This is a genomic window from Microbacterium sp. RG1 (assembly GCF_005347485.1).
In the GTDB taxonomy this organism is placed as follows: domain Bacteria; phylum Actinomycetota; class Actinomycetes; order Actinomycetales; family Microbacteriaceae; genus Microbacterium; species Microbacterium binotii_A.
In genome coordinates this window covers 2,017,289-2,040,595 of sequence record NZ_CP034121.1, presented here as the reverse complement: position 1 = coordinate 2,040,595, position 23,307 = coordinate 2,017,289, and the positions used below count along the sequence as shown (strand labels likewise).

30 protein-coding genes and 1 tRNA gene are annotated in these 23,307 nt (G+C 68.2%); 26 read left to right on the top strand and 5 right to left on the bottom strand.

Annotation, left to right across the window (positions count from 1 at the left end):
- Nucleotides 1–2: 2 nt before the first annotated feature.
- Nucleotides 3–1,514 (top strand): L-arabinose isomerase, encoded by a 1,512-nt coding sequence (gene araA / locus EHF32_RS09875; protein WP_137418017.1) that lies wholly within the window; start codon nt 3–5, stop codon nt 1,512–1,514.
- Entirely contained in the window at nt 1,514–2,458 is a 945-nt protein-coding gene (locus EHF32_RS09870) for an aldose 1-epimerase family protein (protein WP_137418016.1), read from the top strand. The genes araA and EHF32_RS09870 overlap by 1 nt, the downstream gene beginning before the upstream one ends.
- Before the next feature lie 156 nt (nt 2,459–2,614).
- On the opposite strand, the gene EHF32_RS09865 is transcribed toward EHF32_RS09870, so the two are convergent.
- Entirely contained in the window at nt 2,615–2,812 is a 198-nt protein-coding gene (locus tag EHF32_RS09865; RefSeq protein WP_137418015.1) for a hypothetical protein, read from the bottom strand.
- A 115-nt stretch (nt 2,813–2,927) separates the two neighbouring features.
- Here EHF32_RS09865 and EHF32_RS09860 point away from each other — a divergent pair, with 115 nt between their 5' ends.
- The 3 genes from EHF32_RS09860 (at nt 2,928) to EHF32_RS09850 (ending at nt 4,274) form a co-directional block, all read left to right on the top strand.
- Entirely contained in the window at nt 2,928–3,356 is a 429-nt protein-coding gene (locus tag EHF32_RS09860) for a YdeI/OmpD-associated family protein (RefSeq protein ID WP_137418014.1), read from the top strand.
- 75 nt (nt 3,357–3,431) lie between these two features.
- Nucleotides 3,432–4,121: an asparagine synthase gene (locus EHF32_RS09855; protein ID WP_238343677.1), complete on the top strand. Its 690-nt coding sequence runs from the start codon at nt 3,432–3,434 to the stop codon at nt 4,119–4,121.
- A 77-nt stretch (nt 4,122–4,198) separates the two neighbouring features.
- A tRNA-Arg gene (locus tag EHF32_RS09850) sits at nt 4,199–4,274 on the top strand.
- On the opposite strand, the gene EHF32_RS16225 is transcribed toward EHF32_RS09850, so the two are convergent.
- On the bottom strand, nt 4,237–4,449 hold the full coding sequence (locus tag EHF32_RS16225) for a helix-turn-helix transcriptional regulator (RefSeq protein WP_443189873.1): 213 nt from the start codon (nt 4,447–4,449) through the stop codon (nt 4,237–4,239). The genes EHF32_RS09850 and EHF32_RS16225 overlap by 38 nt on opposite strands.
- 840 nt (nt 4,450–5,289) lie before the next feature.
- Between EHF32_RS16225 and EHF32_RS15755 the strand changes: the two genes are divergently transcribed.
- The 19 genes from EHF32_RS15755 (at nt 5,290) to EHF32_RS09760 (ending at nt 18,070) form a co-directional block, all read left to right on the top strand.
- Nucleotides 5,290–5,451, top strand: coding sequence for a hypothetical protein (locus EHF32_RS15755; RefSeq protein WP_161594085.1), 162 nt, complete (start codon nt 5,290–5,292; stop codon nt 5,449–5,451).
- Complete coding sequence (locus tag EHF32_RS09840) at nt 5,448–5,762, top strand: hypothetical protein (RefSeq protein WP_137418013.1); 315 nt, start codon at nt 5,448–5,450, stop codon at nt 5,760–5,762. Before EHF32_RS15755 ends, EHF32_RS09840 begins: the two co-directional genes overlap by 4 nt.
- Nucleotides 5,763–5,846: 84 nt before the next feature.
- Nucleotides 5,847–6,170 carry a hypothetical protein gene (locus EHF32_RS09835; RefSeq protein WP_137418012.1) on the top strand — a complete coding sequence of 108 codons (324 nt, stop codon included), beginning with the start codon at nt 5,847–5,849 and terminating at the stop codon, nt 6,168–6,170.
- A 259-nt stretch (nt 6,171–6,429) separates the two neighbouring features.
- On the top strand, nt 6,430–7,956 hold the full coding sequence (locus EHF32_RS09830; protein WP_137418011.1) for a hypothetical protein: 1,527 nt from the start codon (nt 6,430–6,432) through the stop codon (nt 7,954–7,956).
- A gap of 264 nt (nt 7,957–8,220) precedes the next feature.
- Nucleotides 8,221–9,336, top strand: a complete 1,116-nt coding sequence (locus EHF32_RS09825; protein ID WP_137418010.1) for a hypothetical protein — start codon at nt 8,221–8,223, stop codon at nt 9,334–9,336.
- Entirely contained in the window at nt 9,333–9,674 is a 342-nt protein-coding gene (locus EHF32_RS09820) for a hypothetical protein (protein WP_137418009.1), read from the top strand. Before EHF32_RS09825 ends, EHF32_RS09820 begins: the two co-directional genes overlap by 4 nt.
- Nucleotides 9,671–11,155 (top strand): phage major capsid protein, encoded by a 1,485-nt coding sequence (locus EHF32_RS09815; protein ID WP_137418008.1) that lies wholly within the window; start codon nt 9,671–9,673, stop codon nt 11,153–11,155. Before EHF32_RS09820 ends, EHF32_RS09815 begins: the two co-directional genes overlap by 4 nt.
- Before the next feature lie 20 nt (nt 11,156–11,175).
- On the top strand, nt 11,176–11,523 hold the full coding sequence (locus tag EHF32_RS09810; protein ID WP_137418007.1) for a hypothetical protein: 348 nt from the start codon (nt 11,176–11,178) through the stop codon (nt 11,521–11,523).
- On the top strand, nt 11,520–11,891 hold the full coding sequence (locus tag EHF32_RS09805) for a hypothetical protein (RefSeq protein WP_137418006.1): 372 nt from the start codon (nt 11,520–11,522) through the stop codon (nt 11,889–11,891). The genes EHF32_RS09810 and EHF32_RS09805 overlap by 4 nt, the downstream gene beginning before the upstream one ends.
- Before the next feature lie 5 nt (nt 11,892–11,896).
- The gene (locus EHF32_RS09800) at nt 11,897–12,316 is read left to right on the top strand and encodes a hypothetical protein (protein ID WP_137418005.1); all 420 of its coding nucleotides are present in this window, start codon (nt 11,897–11,899) and stop codon (nt 12,314–12,316) included.
- Between the two features lie 14 nt (nt 12,317–12,330).
- Nucleotides 12,331–12,771, top strand: a complete 441-nt coding sequence (locus EHF32_RS09795; RefSeq protein WP_137418004.1) for a hypothetical protein — start codon at nt 12,331–12,333, stop codon at nt 12,769–12,771.
- Nucleotides 12,771–13,979: a hypothetical protein gene (locus tag EHF32_RS09790; protein WP_137418003.1), complete on the top strand. Its 1,209-nt coding sequence runs from the start codon at nt 12,771–12,773 to the stop codon at nt 13,977–13,979. Before EHF32_RS09795 ends, EHF32_RS09790 begins: the two co-directional genes overlap by 1 nt.
- Nucleotides 13,970–14,335 (top strand): hypothetical protein, encoded by a 366-nt coding sequence (locus EHF32_RS09785; protein WP_137418002.1) that lies wholly within the window; start codon nt 13,970–13,972, stop codon nt 14,333–14,335. The genes EHF32_RS09790 and EHF32_RS09785 overlap by 10 nt, the downstream gene beginning before the upstream one ends.
- Nucleotides 14,336–14,364: 29 nt before the next feature.
- Nucleotides 14,365–15,420 carry a hypothetical protein gene (locus EHF32_RS09780; RefSeq protein WP_137418001.1) on the top strand — a complete coding sequence of 352 codons (1,056 nt, stop codon included), beginning with the start codon at nt 14,365–14,367 and terminating at the stop codon, nt 15,418–15,420.
- Nucleotide 15,421: 1 nt separating this feature from the next.
- Complete coding sequence (locus EHF32_RS09775; RefSeq protein WP_161594084.1) at nt 15,422–16,645, top strand: SGNH/GDSL hydrolase family protein; 1,224 nt, start codon at nt 15,422–15,424, stop codon at nt 16,643–16,645.
- Between the two features lie 19 nt (nt 16,646–16,664).
- The gene (locus EHF32_RS09770; protein ID WP_137417999.1) at nt 16,665–17,327 is read left to right on the top strand and encodes a M23 family metallopeptidase; all 663 of its coding nucleotides are present in this window, start codon (nt 16,665–16,667) and stop codon (nt 17,325–17,327) included.
- 4 nt (nt 17,328–17,331) lie between these two features.
- Nucleotides 17,332–17,478, top strand: a complete 147-nt coding sequence (locus EHF32_RS15750) for a hypothetical protein (protein ID WP_161594083.1) — start codon at nt 17,332–17,334, stop codon at nt 17,476–17,478.
- Complete coding sequence (locus EHF32_RS09765) at nt 17,475–17,786, top strand: hypothetical protein (protein WP_137417998.1); 312 nt, start codon at nt 17,475–17,477, stop codon at nt 17,784–17,786. Before EHF32_RS15750 ends, EHF32_RS09765 begins: the two co-directional genes overlap by 4 nt.
- Nucleotides 17,783–18,070, top strand: a complete 288-nt coding sequence (locus EHF32_RS09760; RefSeq protein WP_137417997.1) for a hypothetical protein — start codon at nt 17,783–17,785, stop codon at nt 18,068–18,070. Before EHF32_RS09765 ends, EHF32_RS09760 begins: the two co-directional genes overlap by 4 nt.
- Here EHF32_RS09760 and EHF32_RS09755 read toward each other — a convergent pair.
- The 3 genes from EHF32_RS09755 to EHF32_RS09745 form a co-directional block, all read right to left on the bottom strand.
- Entirely contained in the window at nt 18,067–18,336 is a 270-nt protein-coding gene (locus tag EHF32_RS09755; RefSeq protein WP_137417996.1) for a hypothetical protein, read from the bottom strand. The genes EHF32_RS09760 and EHF32_RS09755 overlap by 4 nt on opposite strands.
- 10 nt (nt 18,337–18,346) lie before the next feature.
- Entirely contained in the window at nt 18,347–19,195 is an 849-nt protein-coding gene (locus tag EHF32_RS09750; protein WP_137417995.1) for a tyrosine-type recombinase/integrase, read from the bottom strand.
- A gap of 173 nt (nt 19,196–19,368) precedes the next feature.
- The gene (locus tag EHF32_RS09745) at nt 19,369–19,629 is read right to left on the bottom strand and encodes a hypothetical protein (RefSeq protein WP_137417994.1); all 261 of its coding nucleotides are present in this window, start codon (nt 19,627–19,629) and stop codon (nt 19,369–19,371) included.
- 388 nt (nt 19,630–20,017) lie between these two features.
- Between EHF32_RS09745 and EHF32_RS09740 the strand changes: the two genes are divergently transcribed.
- Together EHF32_RS09740 and fdhD are read left to right on the top strand one after the other, a co-directional pair.
- Complete coding sequence (locus tag EHF32_RS09740; protein WP_137417993.1) at nt 20,018–22,435, top strand: FdhF/YdeP family oxidoreductase; 2,418 nt, start codon at nt 20,018–20,020, stop codon at nt 22,433–22,435.
- A 7-nt stretch (nt 22,436–22,442) separates the two neighbouring features.
- Nucleotides 22,443–23,306: a formate dehydrogenase accessory sulfurtransferase FdhD gene (gene fdhD / locus EHF32_RS09735; protein ID WP_137417992.1), complete on the top strand. Its 864-nt coding sequence runs from the start codon at nt 22,443–22,445 to the stop codon at nt 23,304–23,306.
- The last annotated feature ends 1 nt before the right edge of the window (nt 23,307 follow it).

The following is a 23,307-nucleotide window of genomic DNA, read 5'->3' as shown; positions in this document are numbered from 1 at the left end:
CCATGCCTCGTACCCCCTTGTCCAGCTCCCTCGACGGCTACGAGGTCTGGTTCGTCACCGGCAGCCAGAACCTCTACGGCGAGGAGACCCTGAAGCAGGTCGCCGAGCAGTCGCAGGCCGTCGTCGCGGGCCTGGGCGAGCTCCCCGTGAAGGTCGTCTGGAAGCCCGTGTTGAAGGATGCCGATTCGATCCGTCGCATGGCGCTGGAGATCAACGGCCGTGACGACGTCATCGGCGTGATCGCGTGGATGCACACCTTCAGCCCCGCGAAGATGTGGATTTCGGGCCTCGACGCGCTGCAGAAGCCGCTGCTGCACCTGCACACGCAGGCCAACGTCGAGCTGCCGTGGGCCGACATCGACTTCGACTTCATGAACCTCAACCAGGCCGCCCACGGCGACCGCGAGTTCGGTTACATCCAGACGCGACTCGGCGTCGCGCGCAAGACTGTCGTCGGACACGTGTCGAACCCGGTCGTGCGCCAGCAGATCGAGGACTGGGAGCGCGCTGCCGCCGGCTGGGCAGCGGTCCGTACGCTCAAGCTCGCCCGCTTCGGCGACAACATGCGCTACGTCGCCGTCACCGAGGGAGACAAGACCGAGGCGGAACTGCGCTTCGGCGTGCAGGTGAACACTTGGGGTGTCAACGAGCTGGCGGATGCGGTCGCCGCCGCATCCGAGTCCGACATCGACGCCCTCGTCGCCGAGTACGAGGAGCTGTACGACGTCGTCGACGAGCTTCGCGCGGGCGGCGAGCGGCACCAGTCCCTGCGTGACGGGGCCGCGATCGAGCTCGGACTGCGCTCGTTCCTCGAAGAGGGCGGCTTCGGCGCCTTCACGACGAGCTTCGAGGACCTCGGCGCTCTGAAGCAGCTTCCGGGTCTGGCCGTCCAGCGCCTCATGGCCGAGGGCTACGGCTTCGGCGCCGAGGGTGACTGGAAGACGGCGATCCTCGTGCGCGTGGCCAACGTCATGGGTGCGGGCCTTCCCGGTGGCGCGAGCCTCATGGAGGACTACACCTACGACCTCGTGGCCGGTGACGAGAAGATCCTCGGCGCTCACATGCTCGAGGTCGCCCCGTCGCTGACCACCGCCAAGCCCCGACTGGAGATCCACCCGCTCGGCATCGGCGGCAAGGACGACCCGGTGCGCCTGGTCTTCACCGCGGACCCGGGCTCCGCCGTCGTCGTCGCCATGAGCGACATGCGCGACCGGTTCCGTCTCGTGGCCAACGTGGTCGAGAACGTGTCCGCGCCCGAGCTGCCGAAGCTGCCCGTCGGCCGCGCGGTGTGGAAGCCCGCTCCCGACTTCGCGACGTCGGCTGCTTGCTGGCTCGCGGCGGGAGCCGCCCATCACACGGTGATGTCGACCGCCGTCGGCATCGAGGTCTTCCGGGACTTCGCCGAGATCGCGAAGACCGAGCTGGTCGTCATCGACGAGTCGACCACGGTGCGCGACTTCCAGCGCGAGCTGCGCTGGAACCAGGCCTACTACCGCCTGGCGCAGGGCCTGTGATGACGGGCTCGGTTCCGCTGTCGGGAACGCAGCACCTGCTGCGCTCGGGTGACGTCGAGGCGAGCATCGCGAGCGTCGGTGCGTCGCTTCGCACCCTCACGTACGCCGGTCGCGACCTCGTCGTGCCCTTCGCGGCGGACGAGGTGCGTCCCGCCTATCGCGGAGCGACGCTCGCCCCGTGGCCCAACCGGGTGGTGGACGGCCGCTACACCTTCGGTGGCGAGGAGTACCGCCTCGCCTTGACGGAGCCCGCACGCGGCCACGCGCTGCACGGGCTCGCCGCGTGGCTCGACTACACGGCGATCGACAAGGGCTCCGATCACGTCACCCTGTCGGCGGTGGTCGAGGCGCAGGACGGGTACCCGTGGCGTGTGCGCGTGGAGACGCGTTTCGCGTTGGATGCGGATGGCTTGACGCAGACGGTGACGGCCTTCAACGAGTCCGACACCGCGGCGCCGTACGGCACGGGGCCGCATCCGTACCTCGTGGCGGGCGACGGACTCGTCGACGACTGGACCTTCGAACTGCCCGCCGCCGAGGTGCTGCACGTCACGGAGGATCGGTTGGCGCCGACCGAACTGCGCGCGGTCGAGGCGGACGATCCGTCGCGGTTCGACTATCGCACCGCGCGACGGATCGGTGCGGCCGAGATCGACCACGCCTACACCGGACTCATCCGCGACGCGGATGGCCTGGCGACGGTTCGCGTGACGGGTGCGGATGGCCGCGGCGTCGCGATGACGTGGGATGCGGTGTGCCCCTGGGTCCAGGTGCACACGGCCGACCGCCCCGGGCTCTCGGGGCACCGCGTGGGGCTCGCGATCGAGCCCATGACCTGCGCGCCGGACGCGTTCAACGCGGACCGGTACCCCTACGACGCCGGCCTTCTGGTGCTCGAGCCCGGTGGGTCGCACTCGGCGAGCTGGACCATCCGCGCCATCTGACCCGTATCGCCCCGCTCCACAGACGTGTTCGCCTGTCACAGATCGCGCCTCCGGCGTCGATCTGTGACAGGCGAACGTGGTCTCGGGACGCGCAGAAGGCCCCGGAGAGGGAGGATCCTTCTCCGGGGCCTTCGATGACAGGGTGCGCGCCGGGTGTCAGCTGTCGCGCAGGTTCTCCTTGACCTCGTTACGACGCTCGACCGACTCCTTCTCGGCCTCGGCCTTCTTGACGTTCGCGTCGGCCTTGGCCTCGTCGATCTTGTCGCCGATGCGGTCCGTGGTGTCGTCCCACTTGTCCTTGAGCTTGCGACCGGCGGTCTCCGCGGTCTCCTTCGCATCATCGATGAAACCCATGATGTGCTCCCTTCGTCGAGGTGTGCCGTCAGGCTAGTACCGCGGTCCGGCAAGATCGGCGGGGTTGCACCAGTCCGCCCTGGTTGCTAGTGCCGCGGGGGTGCATACTCGGCTCATGCGGTTCGAGACGACCATGTCGCAGTTCGGCAACAACACCGGCATCGAGATCCCCACGGACGTCATCGAGGAACTCGGCGGCGGACGTCGCCCCGCGCTGGTGGTGACCGTCAACGGGTACACGTATCGTTCGACCGTCGGGGTGATGGCCGGCAAGCACCTGATCCCGTTCAGCGCGGACAAGCGGCGTGAGACGGGAATCGGAGGCGGTGACGCGATCACCGTCGACGTGGAGCTCGACACCGTTCCTCGCACGGTGGAGGTGCCGGAGGACCTCGCCGAGGCGCTCGCATCCGCCGGGCTCCGTGCTGCCTTCGACGCACTGTCGCCGAGTGCGCAGAAGGCCCATGTCACCTCGGTGACGGGCGCCAAGGCCGTCGAGACACGGCAGCGGCGTGTCGCTCGGGTGATCGAGTCCCTGAGCTGACGCGGCAGCGGTTTTGCCCGTTCTCGACCCGTGAGTCGCCGAGACCCCTCCGATAGAATCGGGGGAGGGGGTGCTGTGGCATCACGAGCGGACGAACCGACGGAACACAAGGGACTCGGAGCCCTGTGGGCCGCCCGAGCGTCGCGCCCGAAACTCGCCGATGTCGTCGCCGAAGGCGTCTACATCGCGGCTGCCGCCACGCGCTTGTCGCTGAAGAACCACATCCTGGTCGACATCCTCTCCGCGGGAGAAGGCTTCGACGCCGACCGGTTCGTTCCCGATGCGAAGGACGCGCTGCTGAAGCTCGCCGAGGAGGCCGAAGCGGATGCCGAACGCGCGGAGAGGGAGCGGAAGCTGGCGCGTGGCCGCTTCAGCGACTCCGGCGGCACCCACGACTATCGCAGCCGGGACGTGCGCAACCTCCGGCGTCGACGCAAGCAGTCCCTGCGCATCGCGGAGGAGCTCCGAGAGCGCGCGGAGGACCTCGACGGGCTTCGCGAGCTGGTCGAGGCGGCGCGTGAGGCGGCCTGGGCGGAGGTGGCGCGCAACATCGACAGCTCGCTGCGGATCGAAGCTGCCCGGCCTGATCTCGAGCCGGGTTACGAGAAGATGCGGCAGGCGCGGATGCAGAGCCTGCGGCTCGTCGACCTCCCTCGCCTCGCGGCGCATCGACGCAGATTGAACGCGAAGGACGACGATGCGGCGCCCGCGGTGTCCGCCGCGAGCGAGCGGCGCGGTGGAATCGACCTCAGCGAGCTCGAGTAGCCGCCTCGATTCGCGACGGGCCCGGTTGTGTTGTAGTCTCTCCTAGTGCCCGCGCGCAGGAATGCGACGGGAGACATGCGCCCGTAGCTCAATGGATAGAGCATCTGACTACGGATCAGAAGGTTAGGGGTTCGAGTCCCTTCGGGCGCACCACTTCACCGGCCAGCCACTCCATCGGCTGGCCGGTGATTACTGCCCAGCGTGCGAAGTTCGTCGCGCTCGGTTCGCTGACGCCGCGCTCCCACGCTGACACCGTGGTTCGAGCAACGCCCAGGATGTCGGCAACTTCCTGCTGCTCCAGCCCCTTCAAGAGGCGAGCGGCACGCATGCGGCCCGCGATGCCCAATTCTGTGTCGTTCATCAGTGTCATGGCTTCGCTCCTTCGATAGCTGCCGTCTCGCACTTGCGGCACTGGTACACGGTCTGTCCGTTGTGGGTATTGCTTGTCTTGCGCCACGAGTGTCGGTGTGCCGGGCCAACGATGACCGGGCTGGCCAACTCGTGCGGCCCATACGCCTCGCGAGTTTCCGCGGCGGGGGCGGCGGTCGCCTGCCATCCCTCCGCGGTAGCGAGTTGGGTCAATAGCTCGCGCGGGAGCTGGACGTGCGTCTCCGAGACGTGGAAGCACACGCGCGCTCCATCCGGGCGGAGATAGCACTCGACCTGCCATTCGGTGTCAGGACTCGTCATAGCGCCAATCGTAGTGCGCTCACGACGAAAATCACGACACGCCGCACTCATTACGAGTGTCGTTTGTCGTAGCGCCATAACTTGCCCGACATGACACAAATCACGACGTGCAGGCAGGACCGACCACGTGGCCCACCGAGTTCCTGCGCCTTGATTGGCGCGGGATAACCGAATAGGCGGGCAGCAGCGCCACAACCACGGCACAGCCGGGACACGCGGGGGACGGCCGCGACATCGAACACTCGTCGCCCCGAGCACGACCGGGGGAGCGGTCAAGGCATGACCGGGCGCTCACCACCCATACGCATCCCGCCGTGCATATCCCGTCCGTGACGCCCTAACCAGGCGTGCCGCGCTGACCGGCCCAGGCTCCGCCCTGGCTCCGTCTAGCTGGCCCCTCCGAATCGTGTTCGCACGAGTAGGGGGGCCAAACCTCCCAACCCTCACCTTCCCTTCACCATCTAGCTGGCAAGGGCCAATGCCTCACGAACACGCCTTCGACCCGCTCTCCGGGTGGTGCGCACGATGCGGACTCAGAGACGACAACCGCCTCATGAACCACGGCACCGAGTACAGACCCGGCCCCGACTACACGCCCCAGCAACTCGCAGACTTCCTCGCCAAAGGACTCAACGCATGACCCGCAAGCCCACTGGCCCGCGTATCAAGAACGCCGACCGCCCCACGCACGCCGTCGTCTCCTTGGCGAACGACCTCTCCGAACTCATCGACGCGGCGACGCCGCTCGCCAACCGAGCGCGAGGCCTCGACCTCCGAGCCACCGCCCGACAGGTCGAGAAGATCGCCGTCCAGCTCGACGTGATGCGCACCGTCCTCGTGGCCGAAGGCGAGCCGCAGCTCGACGTGGCGCGCGCCTATGCCGACGTGTGTGCCGACCGCCTCGCCGTTCACGGCGGCTACATCGGTCGGGTGGCCCTTGCTCGCGCCTGACCACATCGACCCCGCTATCGGCCTGCCCGTCGCTGGCGTGCTCTTCGCCTACTGGATCGTGCTCATGTGGAAGGACCGGCGCCGATGAGCGCCAAGCATCAGACGCGCGAGTATCAGCGCAACGCCAAGGTGATCCGAGCGCGGGTGCGCGTCAGCCACAAGCGGCAGCAGCCCGTGCCGTGCTGGCGAGGCGGCGGGCCGATCATGCCGGGCCAGCCCTACGACGTGGGCCACCTTCCCGGTGCGCGCGCCTCCGCGCTCCACGAGCTTGCGCCCGAGCATCGACACGCGACGCCCGGATGCTGCCGAGGCAACCGAGCGCACGGCGGCGCCGAGGGTGCAGCCATCACCAACGCGAAGCATCGACCGAAGACCGTGACAGGCCCCGCCACCTCCTGGCCGATCTAGCCGAAGAGATGTTCGACGCTGAGTCTTTGACCAGCGGCGCATCTACTACCGCCTCTGGCAGCAGAGACTCCCCCCAAGACGAGGGCACCCCATGAGTGACGCAGTACACAAGTTCGAATCTCCCGCCGACTGGTTCGGCACCGAACTTCCCCCCGAAGTCGCGGCTCACCCGCTGCTTCAGGTCGATGCGTTCGGCGTCCCCCGTGCATGGATCGAACTTCGGGACTCCGGGCGCCGACCCTACGAAGAATCCCCCCTCGTGTCCTCGCACCAATCGCGAGCCGAGTTCCTTGTCGGCGCGTGGGTCATCAACGAGATAGTGCCGCGCCGCATCTCACCGGACGGCCTGCTCGGCAACCTGCAACCGCAGATGCTCCGCACCGCCGACATCCTCGGCGCAGGCGGGCCCCTCGACGCCGAGAACCCCCGCGACGACGAGGGGCACTTCCTCAACGCCGTCCTCGAACCGCGACGCTCGGCCAAGACCACGAGCATCTGGTGCGTCACCATCGGACGGTGCTGGATGCGACCCGTCTACATGGCCGCGTACACCATGCTCACGCTCGCCAAGAAGGCCGACGAGCGATTCAGCCTCGACGTACGCGACACCATCAAACGCAAGTGGAAAGACCCCAAGACCCGCCCCATCAAGGTGCTCGACGGCAAGGGCAGCAAGGGCCTGGAGTTCCCCAACGGCTCCAAGCTCTCCGTGCTCGCGCCGACCGGCGACGACGTGCGATCCGGCGGCTACGACCTGCTCGTGCTGGACGAAGCAGGCGAACCCGAACCGGACGTGTGGGATGACGTGGTGGGCGCCGTCGTTCCGTCATTCGACACGCGACCCGGTGCGCAGCTCGTCTACGCCGGAACAGGCGGCAAGTACCGCGACGGCTCCCACTTCTGGACCACCCTCCACGACCTCAACGCGGGCCGCATCCGCTACGGCGTAGCCGACGACATCTCCGAAGCGGCACTCGCCTCGTGGGAGGCCGGGGCGGGCGAACTCATCGACGCCCTACACCCCGGCCTCGACGGCCTCACCAAGCTCGCCACCATCCGCCAGAACTTCGCGCTGCTCGGCGCCGCTCGGTTCGCCCTGGAGTACCTGGGGCACTTCGGCAAGGCGCTCGGCAACGACACCGTGATCGACACGACATCGTGGGCCGACACCACCGAGCGCGGCCCGGTGCCGACCGGCGTCACCTCGCAGGCGCTCGCGTTCGCCGTCCACCCCGGTGGCCTGTGGGCATCCATCGCCGTCGCCTGGTATCTCCCCGACGACGGCGCCGACCTCGCAGCGACCGCGTGGGCGCTCGACGGCGACGACTCCGAGGCCGCGCCGCCGCGCATCGGCTTCAAGCTCCTGCACCACCAGGAGGGCAACGCCAACCTCGACCGCAAGCTCTGGCAGTACGTCAAGATGCTCCGCCTCCCCATCGCATATGACGGCGGCTCTGCGCAGGAGAAGGACGTAATCCAGCAGCTCAACCGCGTCGCCCGACCCCGACCCCAAACCCGCCCCCTGGCGTTCGCTGAGAAGGCCGTCTCGCACACCCGGCTCCTCAACGGCATCACGCACGCGACCGTCGCCCACTGGGAGCAGGCGCCCATGGACAAGGCCGCAGCGGGAGCCACCAAGCGCATGGCGGGCAAGTCGGTCCTCTTCGGCATCCCGAACGACGATCCGGGCTTCGACATCACTCCGCTCGAAGCGGTCGCCGCCGCGATGTACGCACTGCCCGACCCCAGCGCGGGCGAAGCCTTCGGCCCCATCGTCGTCTCGTGATCGCCGAGCATGACCCTGCGCGGCCGCGACCGCGGAGTAATTGTCATTGAGACTATATGTAGATCTGCGCCTGTTGACATGATGTGCATTGCCGCATCATGTTGTAGGTGAGATACATTCGAAGATTTGTGCGATGCGGGGCGACCCCTGACGGCGCCTGCCGTCGCGCTGTCGGCGGCAGGTATGGCCTCGACGCCGCGGCGGGGGACTTATCCACAGCCCCGGCTAACACTTTCGATCCGCCCAACCCGAGAGTTCATCCCGATGTCCTGGTTCTCACGCTTCATGTTCGGCCCTCCCGCCGCCGCCTCCACCGTGCTCGGCCTCGCCAGCATGGCCACCGGCGTCACCCCGCTCTGGGGAACGCCGTCCGAACTCCAGCCCCTCGTCTACTCCGACATCTACGGCCCCACCGGCTCCGACGCTGTGACGCGCGACACCGCCATGACCGTCGCGCCGGTCAAGCGAGGTCGCAACCTCATCGTGTCCAAGCTCTCCGACCTTCCGATGCAGCTCGGCGCGTGGGACGCATCCGGCGCCTTCGCTGCCGATGCGACGCAGCCCGGATGGTTCACGAGCACCGGATCGCCGCAGACCGCGTGGCATCGCATCGCCCTCACCCTCGATGACCTGATCTTTCACGGGTGGTCGCTGTGGGTCGTGGAGCGCGACGCCTTCGGGCAGATCACGGCGGCGGGCCGCATCGCCCGCAGTCGATGGAACTTCGACGCTTCCACGCCGACCGGCATCCGCGTCGATCAGGTGCCCGTCACCGACCCCGCCGATGTGGTGCTCTTCGCCGGACCCGATGAAGGTCTACTCATCACCGCCCGAGAAAGCATCCGCGGATGGCGTCACATGGAGAAGGCCTGGGTCGGGCGCGTCCGCAGCCCCATCCCGGCCATGATCCTCGAAGAGATCGCAGCGGGATCGATCGATCCCGCGAAGGCGATGCAGTACGTGCAAGCCATCGCCACCAACCGGACGAGCGAGTTCGGCATGGTCGCGTTCATCCCCGCGGAACTCAGGCTCCGCACTGAGGGTCAGGTCGAACCCGACCTGTTCGACAAGGGCCGCAACGCTGCCCGCATCGACATCGCCAACCACCTCGGCCTGCCGGTCGCGCTGCTCGACGGCTCGCCCGCCACCGCCTCGCTGACCTACTCCACCCAAGAGGGCACCCGCTCCCAGCTCATCGATGACCTGGAGATGTGGCTCGCACCCATCGAAGCTCGCCTGTCCGAGAACGACGTGACGCCCGAGGGCAAGGCAATCCGGTTCAACCGGACCAACCTCACCAACGTTCCCAACGACCCCTACGGCGCATCCGGCGCCGCACCCCACACCGCCCCGACCGCACCCCAGGAGCTGACCGCATGAGTCGCAGCACCACCCCGTTCAACCACGTCACCACGGCGAGCACCAACGCGGCACTCATCGTCGCGGGCGACCGCACCCTCTACGAGCTGACCGTGTTCAACCCGACCGCAACGCCCGTGTTCGTCAAGCTCTACAACAAGGCCAGCACCCCCGCTCCGGCGACCGACGTTCCCCTCGTCACCATCCCCGTCGCGGCGGGCACGCTCGTCGCCTACGAGTTCGGGTCCGAGGGCAAGGACTTCGCCCTCGGGATCGGTCGTGCGGTCACCGCAAACGCGCCCAGCAACGACAACACCGCCGCCGTCGCGGGCGTGATCATCTCGGGGACCCGAGCATGACCGGCCACGACTTCGCCGTTGACGCCGACGCGCGCACGCTCCGCGGCATCCTCCTGCCCTACGGCGAGGTGTCCCGCCTGTCCGCCTCGGGCGCCGAACCGCTCCGCTACGGCCCCGGCGTCGTCACCCTGCCCCGTGACCCCAGCGTGGTCACGCTCAACCTGGAACACGGCAAGTACGACCCGCTGGGCCGCGCCACCGTCCTGGAACACCGACCCGCAGAGGGCGGCGTCTACGCCGAATTCACCATCGCCGCAACCGACGAAGGCGACGCCTACCTCGCAGACCCCAACCGGGTTCGCAAGCTCTCGCCCGAGATTGCGGGCATCGTCCGCCGCGGAGTCGAAGGCCTCGCCGGACGGCTCACCGGCGCCGCCGTCACGCGCGAGGGCGCATGGGCGGGCGCCCACCTGTTCGCGCTCGGTGACATCACCGACGAGGACGAAGACGAACCCCAGACCACCCAACCCGCGCCCAACGAAACCCCGGCCTCACCGGCCACCGAACCCGCTCCTCAGGAGGAACCTATGCCCACCATCGTCCCCGACACCGAGCGCACCGTGGAAGTTGCTGTCACCCTCGACGGCCTGTTCTCCGCGATCCAGCGCAACGACCCCGACATGCTCCGCCCCTACGCCAGCGCGGGCGAGTCCTTCGCGCTCGCGCAGGTGCAGCAGTCCGGCCCGACCACCGTCACCATCGGCGCCGACACCCAGGAGACGGGCTACCTGGGTGAGCTGTGGCAGCGGCGCCCCTACGCGCGCCGGTTCGTGCCGCTCGTGCAGTCCGTCGCGCTGACGAACTACGTCATGCAGGGCTGGCGCTGGGTCACCGAACCCGTCGTCGCGGACTACAGCGGCAACGCGACTGAGGTGCCGTCCGCCGCCGTGGACACCGAGCCGGTGCCCATCACCGCCCAGCGACTCGCATCCGGCCACCGCCTCGACCGGCGATTCGAGGACTTCAACGACCAGTCCGTCATCTCGTCGTTCCTCGACAAGCAGACCGAGAGCTACGCCCGCGCCACCGACACCAAGTGCCTCGCCGCCATGGTCGCGGCCGCGCAGACGACCACGCCCGGCACCGTCCCCACCGGCGTCGCCAAGGGCCTCGCCGCGATCGTGGACGGCGCCCTCGGCGTCGTCAACACCGAGAACCGCCCCTCGTTCGCCGTCGTCTCGCCCGAGCTGTGGCGCGACATCGTGCTCATGAAGGACGACGACAAGCTCGGCTTCCTCAACGCCGGATTCGGCCTGGAGGACGGCGACCTCGACGGGTTCAAGATCGTGCCCGGCAACGTCGGCACCGGCAAGGTCCTCGTCGGTGCGCGCGAGGCGTTCCAGTTCTTCGAGCTGCCCGGTGTGCCGATCCGCGTCTCTGGCATCCAGCCGGGCAACGGCGCAACCGACATCGCGCTGTTCGGCTACTGGGCCAGCCTCGCGACCAACGCGGGCGCGCTCCGCATCGTGACCACGGCCTGAGAAGAGGGGGCGTAGACGACATGGCAACCGACTGGGTGAAAGCATCCGTCGCCGCAGACCGGGCGCTCATCGGGATTGTGTGGCCTGACGGCAGCATCCTCGGTGACGACGCGCTCGCGGTCTACCTCGCAGCGGCGAAGGCCGGATGCGTCGCCTACGCCCCCACCCTCGCAGAGGGCGCCGATGTGCCCGAGGAATACCGCCTCGCGCACATCATGCACGCCCGCAACATCTTCAACGCGGGCAACGCCGCGAGCGACGGCAACGGCGAGCTGTCGGCGGGCGGGTACGGCATCACGTCCTACCCGCTGGACTGGCACGTGAAGCAGCTTCTCCGACCCCAGCGGGGCGAGGGAGCGATCTGGTGAGCGTCGTCACGAAACTCGCCAGGCAGTTCCGCGCCGACTGGGCCACCGACGCGAAGCTCAGTGCCGTCCAGGTCATCGCCACCGAGCGCATTCTCGACCGCATCACCGTGCCCACCGTGCAGCTTCGCTACACCGGCATCGCGCGAAGCCCCGAGGCTCCCAAGTCGCACCGGAACGTCGGCATGCTGCTCACGCTCATCGCCTCACAAGAGGCGCTGCACATGGCCGGCGACCAGCTCGAACCCCTCGTGTTCGCGATCCTCGACTACCTCGACACGCGCCTCATGCACGACGAAGCCACCAGCGTCGCGTACAACAACCGCCTCGCCTTCGACATCCCCCTCACCGTCCTCGCATCCAAGGAGTAGCCGCCATGTCAACACCCGTCGTCAAGCCCATCGTCCTCAACGACATCGACCTCGTGCTCGGCACGGACAACTACGAGGCCCACGTCTCCAAGGTCGAGCTTGTGCCCACCACGCCCACCGCGCAGTGGAAGGGGATGACCCCCACCGCGATCCACAACCTGACCGGCACGCCCACCTGGGTCTGCAACATCGACTACGCGCAGGACCACGAGACGGCCCTCGCGCTCGCCCAGTGGCTCGCCGCGAACGTGGGCGTTCCGACCGTCATGAAGTTCAAGCCCAAGAAGCCCGCCACCGGAACGGCACCGCTCTACACCGCCACCATCGTCCCTGTGCCCGGCCCCATCGGCGGCGCCCTCGACTCGGTGGCCACCGGCTCCGTCTCGATGCCCGTCAACGGGCAGCCGGTCCGCTCCGTCGCCTGACCCGAGGGGCCGCGATGCGACTCGACGCGAAGGCGTCGCCGGAACTCCTGGCGGCGATCTACGCCATTCGGTCGCTGGACAAGACCATCGCCAAGATGATCCGTCAGCAGACCAAGCGCGTCGCGGCGCCCGAAACCACCAAGGCCATGGCTGAGCGGGCGGATACCCGCCTGGAGCACCGGGTCATGGTCAACACCGCCGTCGTCTCCGTCAGCAACCAGAACGTCCGCATCCAATCGGCGCGGAAAGGACGCCCCCTGAAGGGTGGCCTTGACCCCAAGACCGACTGGTACGCCGTCGAGTTCGGGGGCAAGGCGCACCAGCTCAAACCGCGCAACAAACGCGGATACGTGTTCTATCCCGCAGCTCGCGAAATGATCCCCCGCCTAGCTCGTCTGTGGATCGAAACGACCGTGCGCACCATCGCCACCGCCTTTGAAGGAAAGCAGGAGTAATGCCCGCCATCGACATCGCCGCCAACACGCGCGCGGCACAGTCGCAGGTGAAGGACCTGTCCAAGGCGCTGGACGACACCGCGGACTCGCTCGATGACCTCGCCCGCGACGGCGACAAAGCAGGCGACAAGATGGAGAGCAGCTTCCGCGCCATGGTGCTCGCCAGCGGGCGCACTCAGAAGGCCGTCTCCGACGACGCCAAGAAGGGCGGACGCGACCTCGAACGCGGCTACCGCGACGGCGCAAAGGACGCCGCCAAGGGCGTGGACGACGGCCTCGACGCCATCAAGCGCAGCACCGAGGAAGCTGGCGACGAACTGCGTCAAAACCTCGGTGAGACATTCTCCTCGTTCCGCGGCGACCTCGAAGACCTGCCCCAGATCGCCCAGGACGTGTTCGGCGGCATGGCGGGAGGGGCGAGCAACCTCGCCGGATCGCTCGCGCTGGCCGGTGGCGCCGCTGGTATCGGCCTCCTGGTGGCCGGTCTGCAACTCGCGGACGAGGAACGGCAGAAGCTCGAAGAGCGCGCGAACGGCCTCGCTCAGGCATACATCGACGCGGGTAGCACCGTGCTCGACGCCATGACCATCGCCTCCCGGACCACCGAGATCCTGACCGGCGACGAGCGGGCGAAGGCGGAGGAATACGCGAACACGCTCGGCATCACGATCCCCGAGGCGGCGCGAGCCATGGCGGGCGACCTCAACCAGCTCGCCGTGGTGAACGCCATCGCTGCCAAGGGCATGGACGAGAACCGGCAGATCGCGGACGACATGCGCGAGTCGCTGAAGGCGCTCACCCCCGAGCAGCAGCGGTCCGTCGAGCAGAACTCGAAGCAGAACCTCGCGGCGCGCGAGCTTGCTGCCGTGGTGGACGGCGCGAACACCAAGTTCGAGGAACAGCAAGAGGTGCTCAAGGGTCTCGTGCGCGACGCGGGCGAGGTGACGCAGGAGGTTGACGAACTCGGCAACAAGCTCCTGACCCTGCCCGACAACACGCAGATCATGATCGACGCAGAGACAGGCAAAGCCACCGCCGACGTGTCGAAGTTCAAAGGCGACCTGGACGGTGTACCGGAGACAGTGCGCTCCACCGTCGTCGTCGGCGTGGATGATTCGGCCTGGCGTAACTGGCGACCCGGCGACAAGGTGGGCGAGGTTCGCACAGCGGTCCGTCCCGGCAGTGGCGGGGGGACGACGTGGTTCTGATCGCAATCGGCGGCGTCACCGTCGAACCCGCCATCTTCCTCACGTTCGAGAACGCGCGCGCGGCACAGAGCATCGTGCACCCGATCCTCGGCCGGGAGTACCCCGACGCCACTCTCCGGCCCGCTCAGGCCCGCTCAGGGCGTCTAGAACTTGGCTTCTCTGGCGAGGGAGCCGAGACGACCAGCAAAGCCGCTCAGGACGCCCTGGCGCTCGCGGCGGTGGCCGTCCTGACCGACGCCGACCGGCCCAGCCACAACATGACGTTCGTCGTGCAGGGCGAGGTTTCGCGACCCATCGAAGACACCACACGCAACGCGTGGATCGTGTCGTGCGGGTTCCAGGAGGTCGCGCCGTGATCTCGGTCCACACTTACGCGGCGCGAATCTTGACATCGCCTCCCATCGCCGTGGCGTTGTCGGGCGGTGAGATCGTGTTGGATGCGGGCGGTGCTCCGCACGTGCAGGCGACGGTTCGTGTGGTTGCGCCGAGCGCGGGCGTGTTGGCGTTGCTCGATCCGCGCTCGTCGGCGCGCGTGGAGGTCGCAGCGCAGCGCGATGGTGGAACAGTACGGCGGTTCGATCTTGGCGTGCGCAGCCGCCCGCGGCGTCTCGCGAACGGTGAGGTGTCCCTGTCTCTCGCGAGCGATGAGGCCCTGCTGGGCGACTATCGCGCGTTGCGTGATGATGCATCCCCCGTCGCCTACACGCGACTGGTGGATGTCGTGAACTACGTGCTCGCGCTGGCGATCCCCGGCGCGCGGTTGACGGGTTCGGGACTGTGGCGGGCGGTCGGTGACGACGCGCACGCGGATGCGTTGGTGTGGCGGGCGGGCGTGACTGCGCTGGACTTCCTCTCGCCGCTCGTTCAGGCCCGCGGGTTGCGCCTCGTGTGCGACGAGCAGCGCGTGTGGACGCTGCGCGGGGAGACGTATGCCGGTCATGGCGACGGCGTTGTAACGGTCGGGTGGGGTGTCGACCTGATCGACACGGAAGACACGATCGACCGAGGCAGCGGCGAATGGTTCGACGCGGCCGTGGTCCGCTACACGTGGACGCAGGACGGCTTGGAGCAGACCGCGACCGACGCGCACGCGCTCACTCACCCGCCGACTCGCGTGCAGCTGATCGAGAAGGAGACGCCGTTTCCCGGCGCTGGTCTCGCGTCCTACGCGGTGCGTCGGGCGCAGCATCGGGGCCGTCAGGTGCGTGCCGTGAAGGTCGCGGACTGGACGGCGACGGCGGAAGAGACGGTGATCTTGACCGTGCCGGATGAGATTCACGTCGGCTCCGCGGACCAGGTGCGTTTCGACCTGGACCGGGACGAGATGACGGTCACGGCTCGCACCGTCGACACCCCCGACACCGCATGGATTCTGCTGCCCTCCGGGGACGCATGGGACGACTCGCCCGCGGGCGAGTCCTGGACAGATGAGGACGCCTGACATGGCCAACGGAGACGACGCTCTCGCTGCGGGAATGGACATCGTACGATCCACCGACGACCGCCGCCAGGGGTACGACGAGGACAACAAGACCCGCGACTACATCGCGCGGATGCGCGAGGACCTCGCGGACGTGAGCACTCAGACGATCGTGGAGGACAGCCCCGTCGCGGTGGGTCGCAACGCGAAGTTCACCACCCTGCCCGCCTGGTGGCGTGCGCTTCAACGCTCCCTGCTGAACAACGGCCCCGCACGCATCCTGTGCGTCGGGGACTCCACGACCGCGGGCGTCTACTCCGACTCGTTCACCACCGCACCCGGCACCACGAACCAGGGAGGCCCGAACTCCTACCCGGCACGGCTCGCCGCACGTCTGACCGCGCTCGGCATCCCCGCCCTCTACGCGATGAGCGTGCCCGGCCACGCCGGAAACGACGACTCACGATGGAACCGCGGACCGTTCGGGTATGTCAGCGCCGGGGTCGGTGCGGGCGGCAACGCGGGCCTCGAGCTCAGCGGCGCAGGCTCCTGCACCTACACCCCCGACGTCGCCGCGAACCAGTTCTTCGTGTACTTCTTCGGCGACACCGGCACCGGCACGATTACCGCGCAAGCCACGGGCGGCAGCGCCGTCGCGATCAACACGCAACGCGCGACGCCCGGCATCTACCGGCAGCTCGTCACCGCAGGCTCCGTCAGCGCGGGCAACGTGCTCACGATCACCCGCACCGCCGGAACCTCGTTCGTCGCCGGGGTCGAGATCGCCGATAGTACCCGCCCGAACATCGTCCGTGTCCTGAACGCGGGCGTCGGCGGCTCGCAAGCCGATCACTGGGCGAACAAGGCCGGGAACAACACGTTCGGAGGGAGAGCGTTCATCACCGCTGTCCAAGCCGACCTCACCCTCATCAGCCTCGGTATCAACGACATCGAGAACGGTCGCACCGTCGCGCAGATCATCACCGACACCGACGCTCTGATCGCGACCGCACGTGCCGCGGGCGGTGACGCCGCGGTCGTGTCCGCGTTCCCGCACTCCGCGCCCAGCCAAGTCGATGCGCTCAACGCCTACCACCGCACCCGCACCGTGCCGCTCATCGACCTTGCGCACCGCTACGGCAACCGCATGACCGAGTTCGGATTCATGACCACCGACGGCACCCACCCCAACGCGCTCGGCTACGCCGACGCCGCCATGCTCATCGCCTCCACCATCACCACCTGACAGAAAAGGACACACAACCATGGGCATTCTCCGCGACTACTACAGCGGCGGCTACACCTCGCCGTACGGCGATCCCCGGCCCGGCGGGCGCACCCACCGCGGCCAGGACATCAGCCACAGCACGCAGCCCGGCACGATCGGCGTCCCCGCGCTCCGGGCGGGAACCGTCGTCGGCAAGACCGCGCCTTCGTCGGCGCACGGGTTCGGGCACGGCATCACCGTGCGATCGGTGCTCGACGACGGCAACGAGTGGGACATCTCCTACTCGCACGGCCCGTGGGCGTCGTCGCAGCAGGTCGGCGAGCGAGTCGCGGCCGGGCAGGTCATCCTCCACGAAGGAACCTCCGGATCGACGGATGGCTCGTGCGTCCACATCGAGCAGCGCCGCGTGTCCAGCGGGGCGTTCACCGACCCGCTGCCCGAGATCAAGCGGATCGCGGCGCGCGACAACGGCGCCGAGGGCGCGCCCCCGGCCGTCGCGCCGTCGATCTTCAAGGCGACAGCCAAAGCCAACAGCAACGGACGGCGCGAGCCGAACACCTCCAGCCCCGTCGTGGACATCCTTCGGGCGGGCACGGAAGGCACCTTCAAGGCCCGCGCGGCGGGTCAGGTGGTCGAGGGGAAGGGCACCTGGTTCCAGGGGTACTACTCCGGCCTCTGGTACTGGGAAGGCGCGTTCTAAGCCGATGAGACGCGCTCTCCAGGTGGCGGGGGTCGTCGCGATCGTCATGACGTTCGTGACGGCCCTCGCCGCCATGGCCTACCTCTACGAGGTGGTCCAAGCCGTGGCACTGATCCTGGCCATATTCGCCGAAGGGGCCGCGCTCACATGACCGAACCCGTACTCGTCGCGATCGTCACGGCAGGCGGAGGGCTCGCCGTGGCGATCGTCGGGGCCGTCCTCGCGCCGCTCGTGCTCGCCCGTCTCCGCGCGATCGAGGCGCAAGTCGCCAACGATCACCGACACCCGGACGGGACGCCCATCAACCTCCGCGACGACCTCGACAACAAGCACGACGAGAACCGCGGAATCCTGCTCACCATTCAGCGCGACGTCGCATGGCTCATGCGGCGCCAGGCCGACACCGACGACCGCCTCGACGGCATCGAGGACACCATCACCAAGGAGAAGAAAGCATGACGAAGCGACCCGCCACCCGCGCCGAAGCGCGCGAACTTGTCGAGGACGCACAGGCCGGCGGGCCGAGCTCGACCACATTCGTTGTCGAAGAGCTACAGGCGGCGTCGTCTGAGTTCCTGCCGCTGAACGTGCGGCGGGTGCTCTACGTCGTCGCTATCGCGGGCCTCGCTGTCGCGCCGTTCTTCCAGACCAGCGCGGCCGACCTGGCGCTCTCGATCCAGTCGGCGTCGAGCCTGCTCGGCTCGGTGGCGCTGGGGGCGGCGCTGGCGAACCCGACCCGTTAGACCGGGAGTCCTGAGCGGCGCAGCAACGAACGCACGCCGCTCAGGACGAGCGCCCCGGCAGCCATGATTACGCCGACGAGCAGTAGCGCGTTCGACCACCAGGAGAGCGCCGCGACGATAACTACGTCATCCGCCGAGTTGAACGAGTCGGCGGATGCGCCCGCGGTGAGCGCAAGAATGACGCCCACCACCAGGGCCACTCCAGCGATGACCCATAGGGCCAGCAGCTCGGTAGTGCGTCGGGTGGTGGGCGTCTCGGTTGTCATGGATCGAACTCTAGACCAGGGACGGAACCCGGCTCGCAGCGTTCACGATGCGACGCTTGCGCTCGTCGGGCAGCTTCACGTACACGCGCACCATGGCGAGCGACGCCCAGCCCATCAGGTCGGCCACCACGTAGGGGTCACCTTCCGAGGCGATCCAGAACCGAGTAGCCGCGCGGTGGCGCAGCTTGTGAATGGTCCAGTCGCCCTCCAGCAGGCGGCTGACGCGCGTTCCGAGCCACCGTGCCGACACGTGCCCATCCTCGTCGCCACGGAACAGGTAGCCCCGCCCGAGCTCCGTCACGATGTCGAGCAGCTTGCGCGCCATGGCCGCGGTCAGCGGCACCTCGCGCAGCTTGCTTCCCTTCCCGTGCACGATGAGGTCGTGCCCCAGCAGCGTCTCAACGATGTCGTCAGAGTGGATGCACGCTATCTCGGCGCGGCGTAGGCCGTGCTCCGCGGCCAGGTCGATCCACAGCGCCTCTTCCTCGTCGGCTTGCGCGAGGGCAGCGAGGTAGACCCGATCCGGCACCGGCCGGGGGTTCGGGTCACCCGGCTTCACCTTGTCGAGAGCTTCGGTCGGGTCCGTCTCGATGCGGCCCGTCTTCGCTGCCCACCCGTAGAACGCCCGGAACGTCGTCTGACGGCTCCGGCGCGTCTCGCGCTCCCAGTTGTGCGAGGCCATGAAACCGGCCAGGTCATCGGTCGTCAGCTCCCACGGCCCATAGGGCACGCGGGCGGCGATGTGGTTGAGGTGCTGCCTCCGTGTGTAGATGGATGTGCGGGCGACCCCGCTACCTTGCTGTGCTGTAAGAAACGCCGTGATCGCGTCCGACCACGCCCCCAGGATGGTGCCGTTCATATATCTGGATTCTCAGACTGATGCGTGCGAATGGACGGCAGTGACGACGTGCCAATTCGCGAAAGCTTGCGTGGTGCGGAGGGAGCGGCTTCCGTGCCACGTCCAACCGCACGAGCACTCGGCGCGCCAGCGGTGCCAGCGCGTCCGGCGATCGACCGTGACCTTATAGAGGATCATGCGCTGACCTTCTCTCCGTAGCGCTGTTGCACGGCCTGGCGGCTTATGCCGAGAGCGTCACCGATCTTCGTCCATGACCGGCCCGTGGCCTTCTGGCCGCGAACCGCGACCGCAATGGCCTCTTCGATGTCGACCCGAAGTGACACGAGTTCGGCAAGCTCGAACTCGTCGGCATCCCCGACGCGCTCTCCGGCCTTGCGGATGATGCGACGCGCGAAAGCCAAGTAGGGGAGCGTTTCCACGCTGTCATGGGCCATCACAGCACCGGCCCGGAGTGCGTCGATTCGCTGTCAAGCGCGAGTTGACATAGGCTCGACCACGCTTCACAGCGCTCGATTGACCAGAAGTCGGGGTCAACTACAGACCAGAAGGTTAGGGGTTCGAGTCCCTTCGGGCGCACACTGTGTTGAGACAGTAGGACAACGGCCTCCGCTTCGGTGGGGGCCGTTGTCTCGTTTCTCCGCTGGTCAAGCACGGAGGATCAGCATTGTGCAGGAGAACGCCACTCCGCAGGACGAACATCCCCTAAATCGTCGTGTAGGAGGGAGATCTCCTGACGTAGAAGCGACTGGGTCGCGTCACCAGTCGTCCCCTTCCAGGCGCGAGCTCGACACGCGCGACTGCGCGGGGGCGTACTCTGGCGGCATGCCGATGAAGCCGCCGACGGCCAATATCGATGAGACCCGTGTGCACGTGTCGCGACCGAAGAAGGTCGCGGTGGGCGTGCCGGCCGTGCTCCACGCGCTGCAGATCGCGAACGAGCAGATGGGCCTCAAACGATCCGCCGAGACCCTCCTCCGCGTCAACCAGAAGGACGGTTTCGACTGTCCCGGCTGCGCGTGGCCGGAGGAGGACAAGCGCCATGTTGCGGAGTTCTGCGAGAACGGCGCCAAGGCCGTCGCGGAAGAGGCGACCGTGCGCCGCGTCGGGCCGGAGTTCTTCGCCGCACACTCGATCGAGGACCTGCGCGAGGGCGACGACTGGTGGCTCGGTCAGCAGGGGCGGTTGACGCATCCGATGGTGCTCGACGAGGGCGCGACGCGCTACCGGCCGATCTCGTGGGATGCGGCGCTCGAGATGATCGCGGACGAGCTGAGGTCACTGTCGCACCCCGACGAGGCGGTGTTCTACACATCTGGTCGCACCTCGAATGAGGCGGCGTTCCTGTACCAGCTGCTCGTGCGCGGCCTCGGCACCAACAACCTCCCCGACTGCTCGAACATGTGCCACGAGTCGAGCGGCTCGGCGCTGACGGAGACGATCGGCATCGGCAAGGGCACCGTCTCGATCGAAGACGTCCACGAGGCGGACCTGCTGATCGTGGCCGGGCAGAACCCCGGCACGAACCATCCCCGCATGCTGTCGGCCCTCGAGAAGGCCAAGCAGCGCGGAGCGCGCATCATCGCGGTCAATCCGTTGCCCGAGGCGGGCCTCATGCGGTTCGAGAACCCGCAGACCCCGCGCGGAGTCGCCTTCGGCGGCACCAAACTCGCCGACCGCTTCGTGCAGATCCGCTCGGGCGGAGACCAGGCCCTCTTCCACGCGATCGGCAAGCATCTGCTCGAGGCCCAGGACCGCGACGGCGATGTGCTGGACACCGCCTTCATCAGCGCCCACACGAGTGGATTCGAGTCGTACCGCCGTCAGATGGCGGATGCCGGCTGGGCGCAGCTGGAGGAGGCCACCGGCCTCAGCGAGCACGAGCTGCGCGCCATCGGCGACGAGGTGCGCGCCTCGAAGGCGACGATCGTGTGCTGGGCCATGGGGCTCACGCAGCACAAGCACTCGGTGCCGACCCTGCGCGACGTGGTGAACGTGCTGCTGCTGCAGGGAAACATCGGCCGCCCCGGTGCGGGGGTCTGCCCCGTGCGCGGCCACTCGAACGTGCAGGGAGACCGTACGGTCGGTATCTACGAGAAGCCGGCGGATGCCTTCCTCGACGCCCTCGATCGGGAGTTCTCCTTCGCCGCACCCCGTGCCCACGGCTTCGACACCGTCGCCGCCATCCGCGCGATGCGCGACGACAAGGTCCGCTTCTTCATGGGGATGGGCGGCAACTTCGTGTCGGCGACGCCCGACACCGCGGTCGTCGAGGCGGGCATGGCGCGTGTGGGGCTCACGGTGCACGTGTCGACCAAGCTGAACCGCTCCCATGTCGTCACCGGTCGACGTGCGCTGATCCTCCCGACGCTCGGACGTACGGACCGCGACCGTCGCGGCGGCCGGGAGCAGCGGGTCACGGTCGAGGACTCGATGGGCGCCGTGCACGCCTCGCGCGGTCGGCTCGCCCCGCCCTCCGACGACATGCTCAGTGAGGTCGCGATCATCGCGCGGCTGTGCGCGCTCGTCTTCGCGGGCGGATCCTCTCCCCAGGATGCGCCGGCCGTCCACGACGGTGACCATGAGCGCACCCTTCCCGAGCACGGGACCGTCGAGCCGGAAGGCCTGGATACGGCGGGTCTCCACGACCCGGCCAATGTGCCGCAGGCCGACTGGGCCGCTCTCGAGGCGGACTACGCCCTCATCCGCTCGCACATCGAGCGGGTGATCCCCGGCTTCGAGGATTTCGAGAGCCGCATCCAGAAGGGACGCACGTTCTTCCTGCCGAACGGCCCGCGCGACGAGCGCCGGTTCGCGACGATCGACGGGAAGGCCCGTTTCACCGTCAACCCGCTCGAGTACCCGCACATCCCCGCCGGGCGCCTGCTGCTGCAGACGCTGCGCTCGCACGATCAGTACAACACCACCGTCTACGGCAAGGACGACCGGTACCGCGGGATCCACGGCGGGCGCCGCGTCGTGCTCGTCAACGCCGAGGACATCCGTGAGCTCGGTTTCGTCGACGGGGAGATCGTCGACCTCGTCTCCGAGTGGACGGATGCGGACGGCCAGGTGGAGGAGCGTCGCGCGGAGAGCTTCCGCATCGTGTCCTACGACACGCCCCGTCAGAACGCGGCCGCGTACTACCCTGAGACGAACGTGCTCGTGCCCCTGGAGTCGGTCGCCGACGTGAGCGGGACGCCGACCTCGAAGGCGGTCATCGTGCGCCTCGAGCACCGCTGAGCGCGGCATGGGACGACTCACCGAGCGCACGCCGGTCACCCGTATCGCCTTCACGGACGAGGGCGTCTCGACGCGTCGTCGTGCCGACACGGTCGTCGTGGAGGAACCGCTGGAGGTGCGCGTGGGCGGGGAGCCGCTCGTCGTGACGATGCGCACCCCGGGTCACGATCTCGAACTGGCCGCCGGTTTCCTCACGGGGGAGGGCGTCATCGCCGCCGGCTCCGACGTCCGCAGCGCGATCCACTGCGGGGGGCCGGGCAGCACCCCCGTCGGTGCGCCACAGAGCGAGAACACCTACAACGTGCTCGACATGGCACTGGCGCCCGGCCGCGAGATCCCCGCCAAGGACGCGGCCCGTAACTTCTACACGACGAGCTCCTGCGGCGTCTGCGGAGCCGCATCCATCGAACAGATCACCAAGGTCTCGCGTTTCGATCTGGCTGCCGACGAGAGCCGTGCGCCCGCGCGATGGCTCGCCTCGCTCCCCGACACGTTGCGCAGCGGTCAGGCGCTGTTCGAGAAGACGGGCGGTCTGCACGCGGCGGCGCTCTTCGACATCGCGACGGGCGAGATGCTCGTCCTGCGTGAGGACGTCGGGCGCCACAACGCGGTCGACAAGGTGATCGGCTGGGCTCTGCTCGACGACCGGCTGCCGCTGGCAGGCACGGTACTGCAGGTGTCGGGCCGTGCGAGCTTCGAGCTCGTGCAGAAGGCGGTCATGGCGGGCATCCCCGTGCTGGCCGCGGTTTCGGCGCCCTCCTCCCTCGCTGTGGAGCTGGCGTCGTCGATGCAGCTCACGCTCGTGGGGTTCTCCCGCGGCGCGTCCCTGAACATCTACGCGCATCCCGAGCGCATCGACGTCGAGGCGTGAC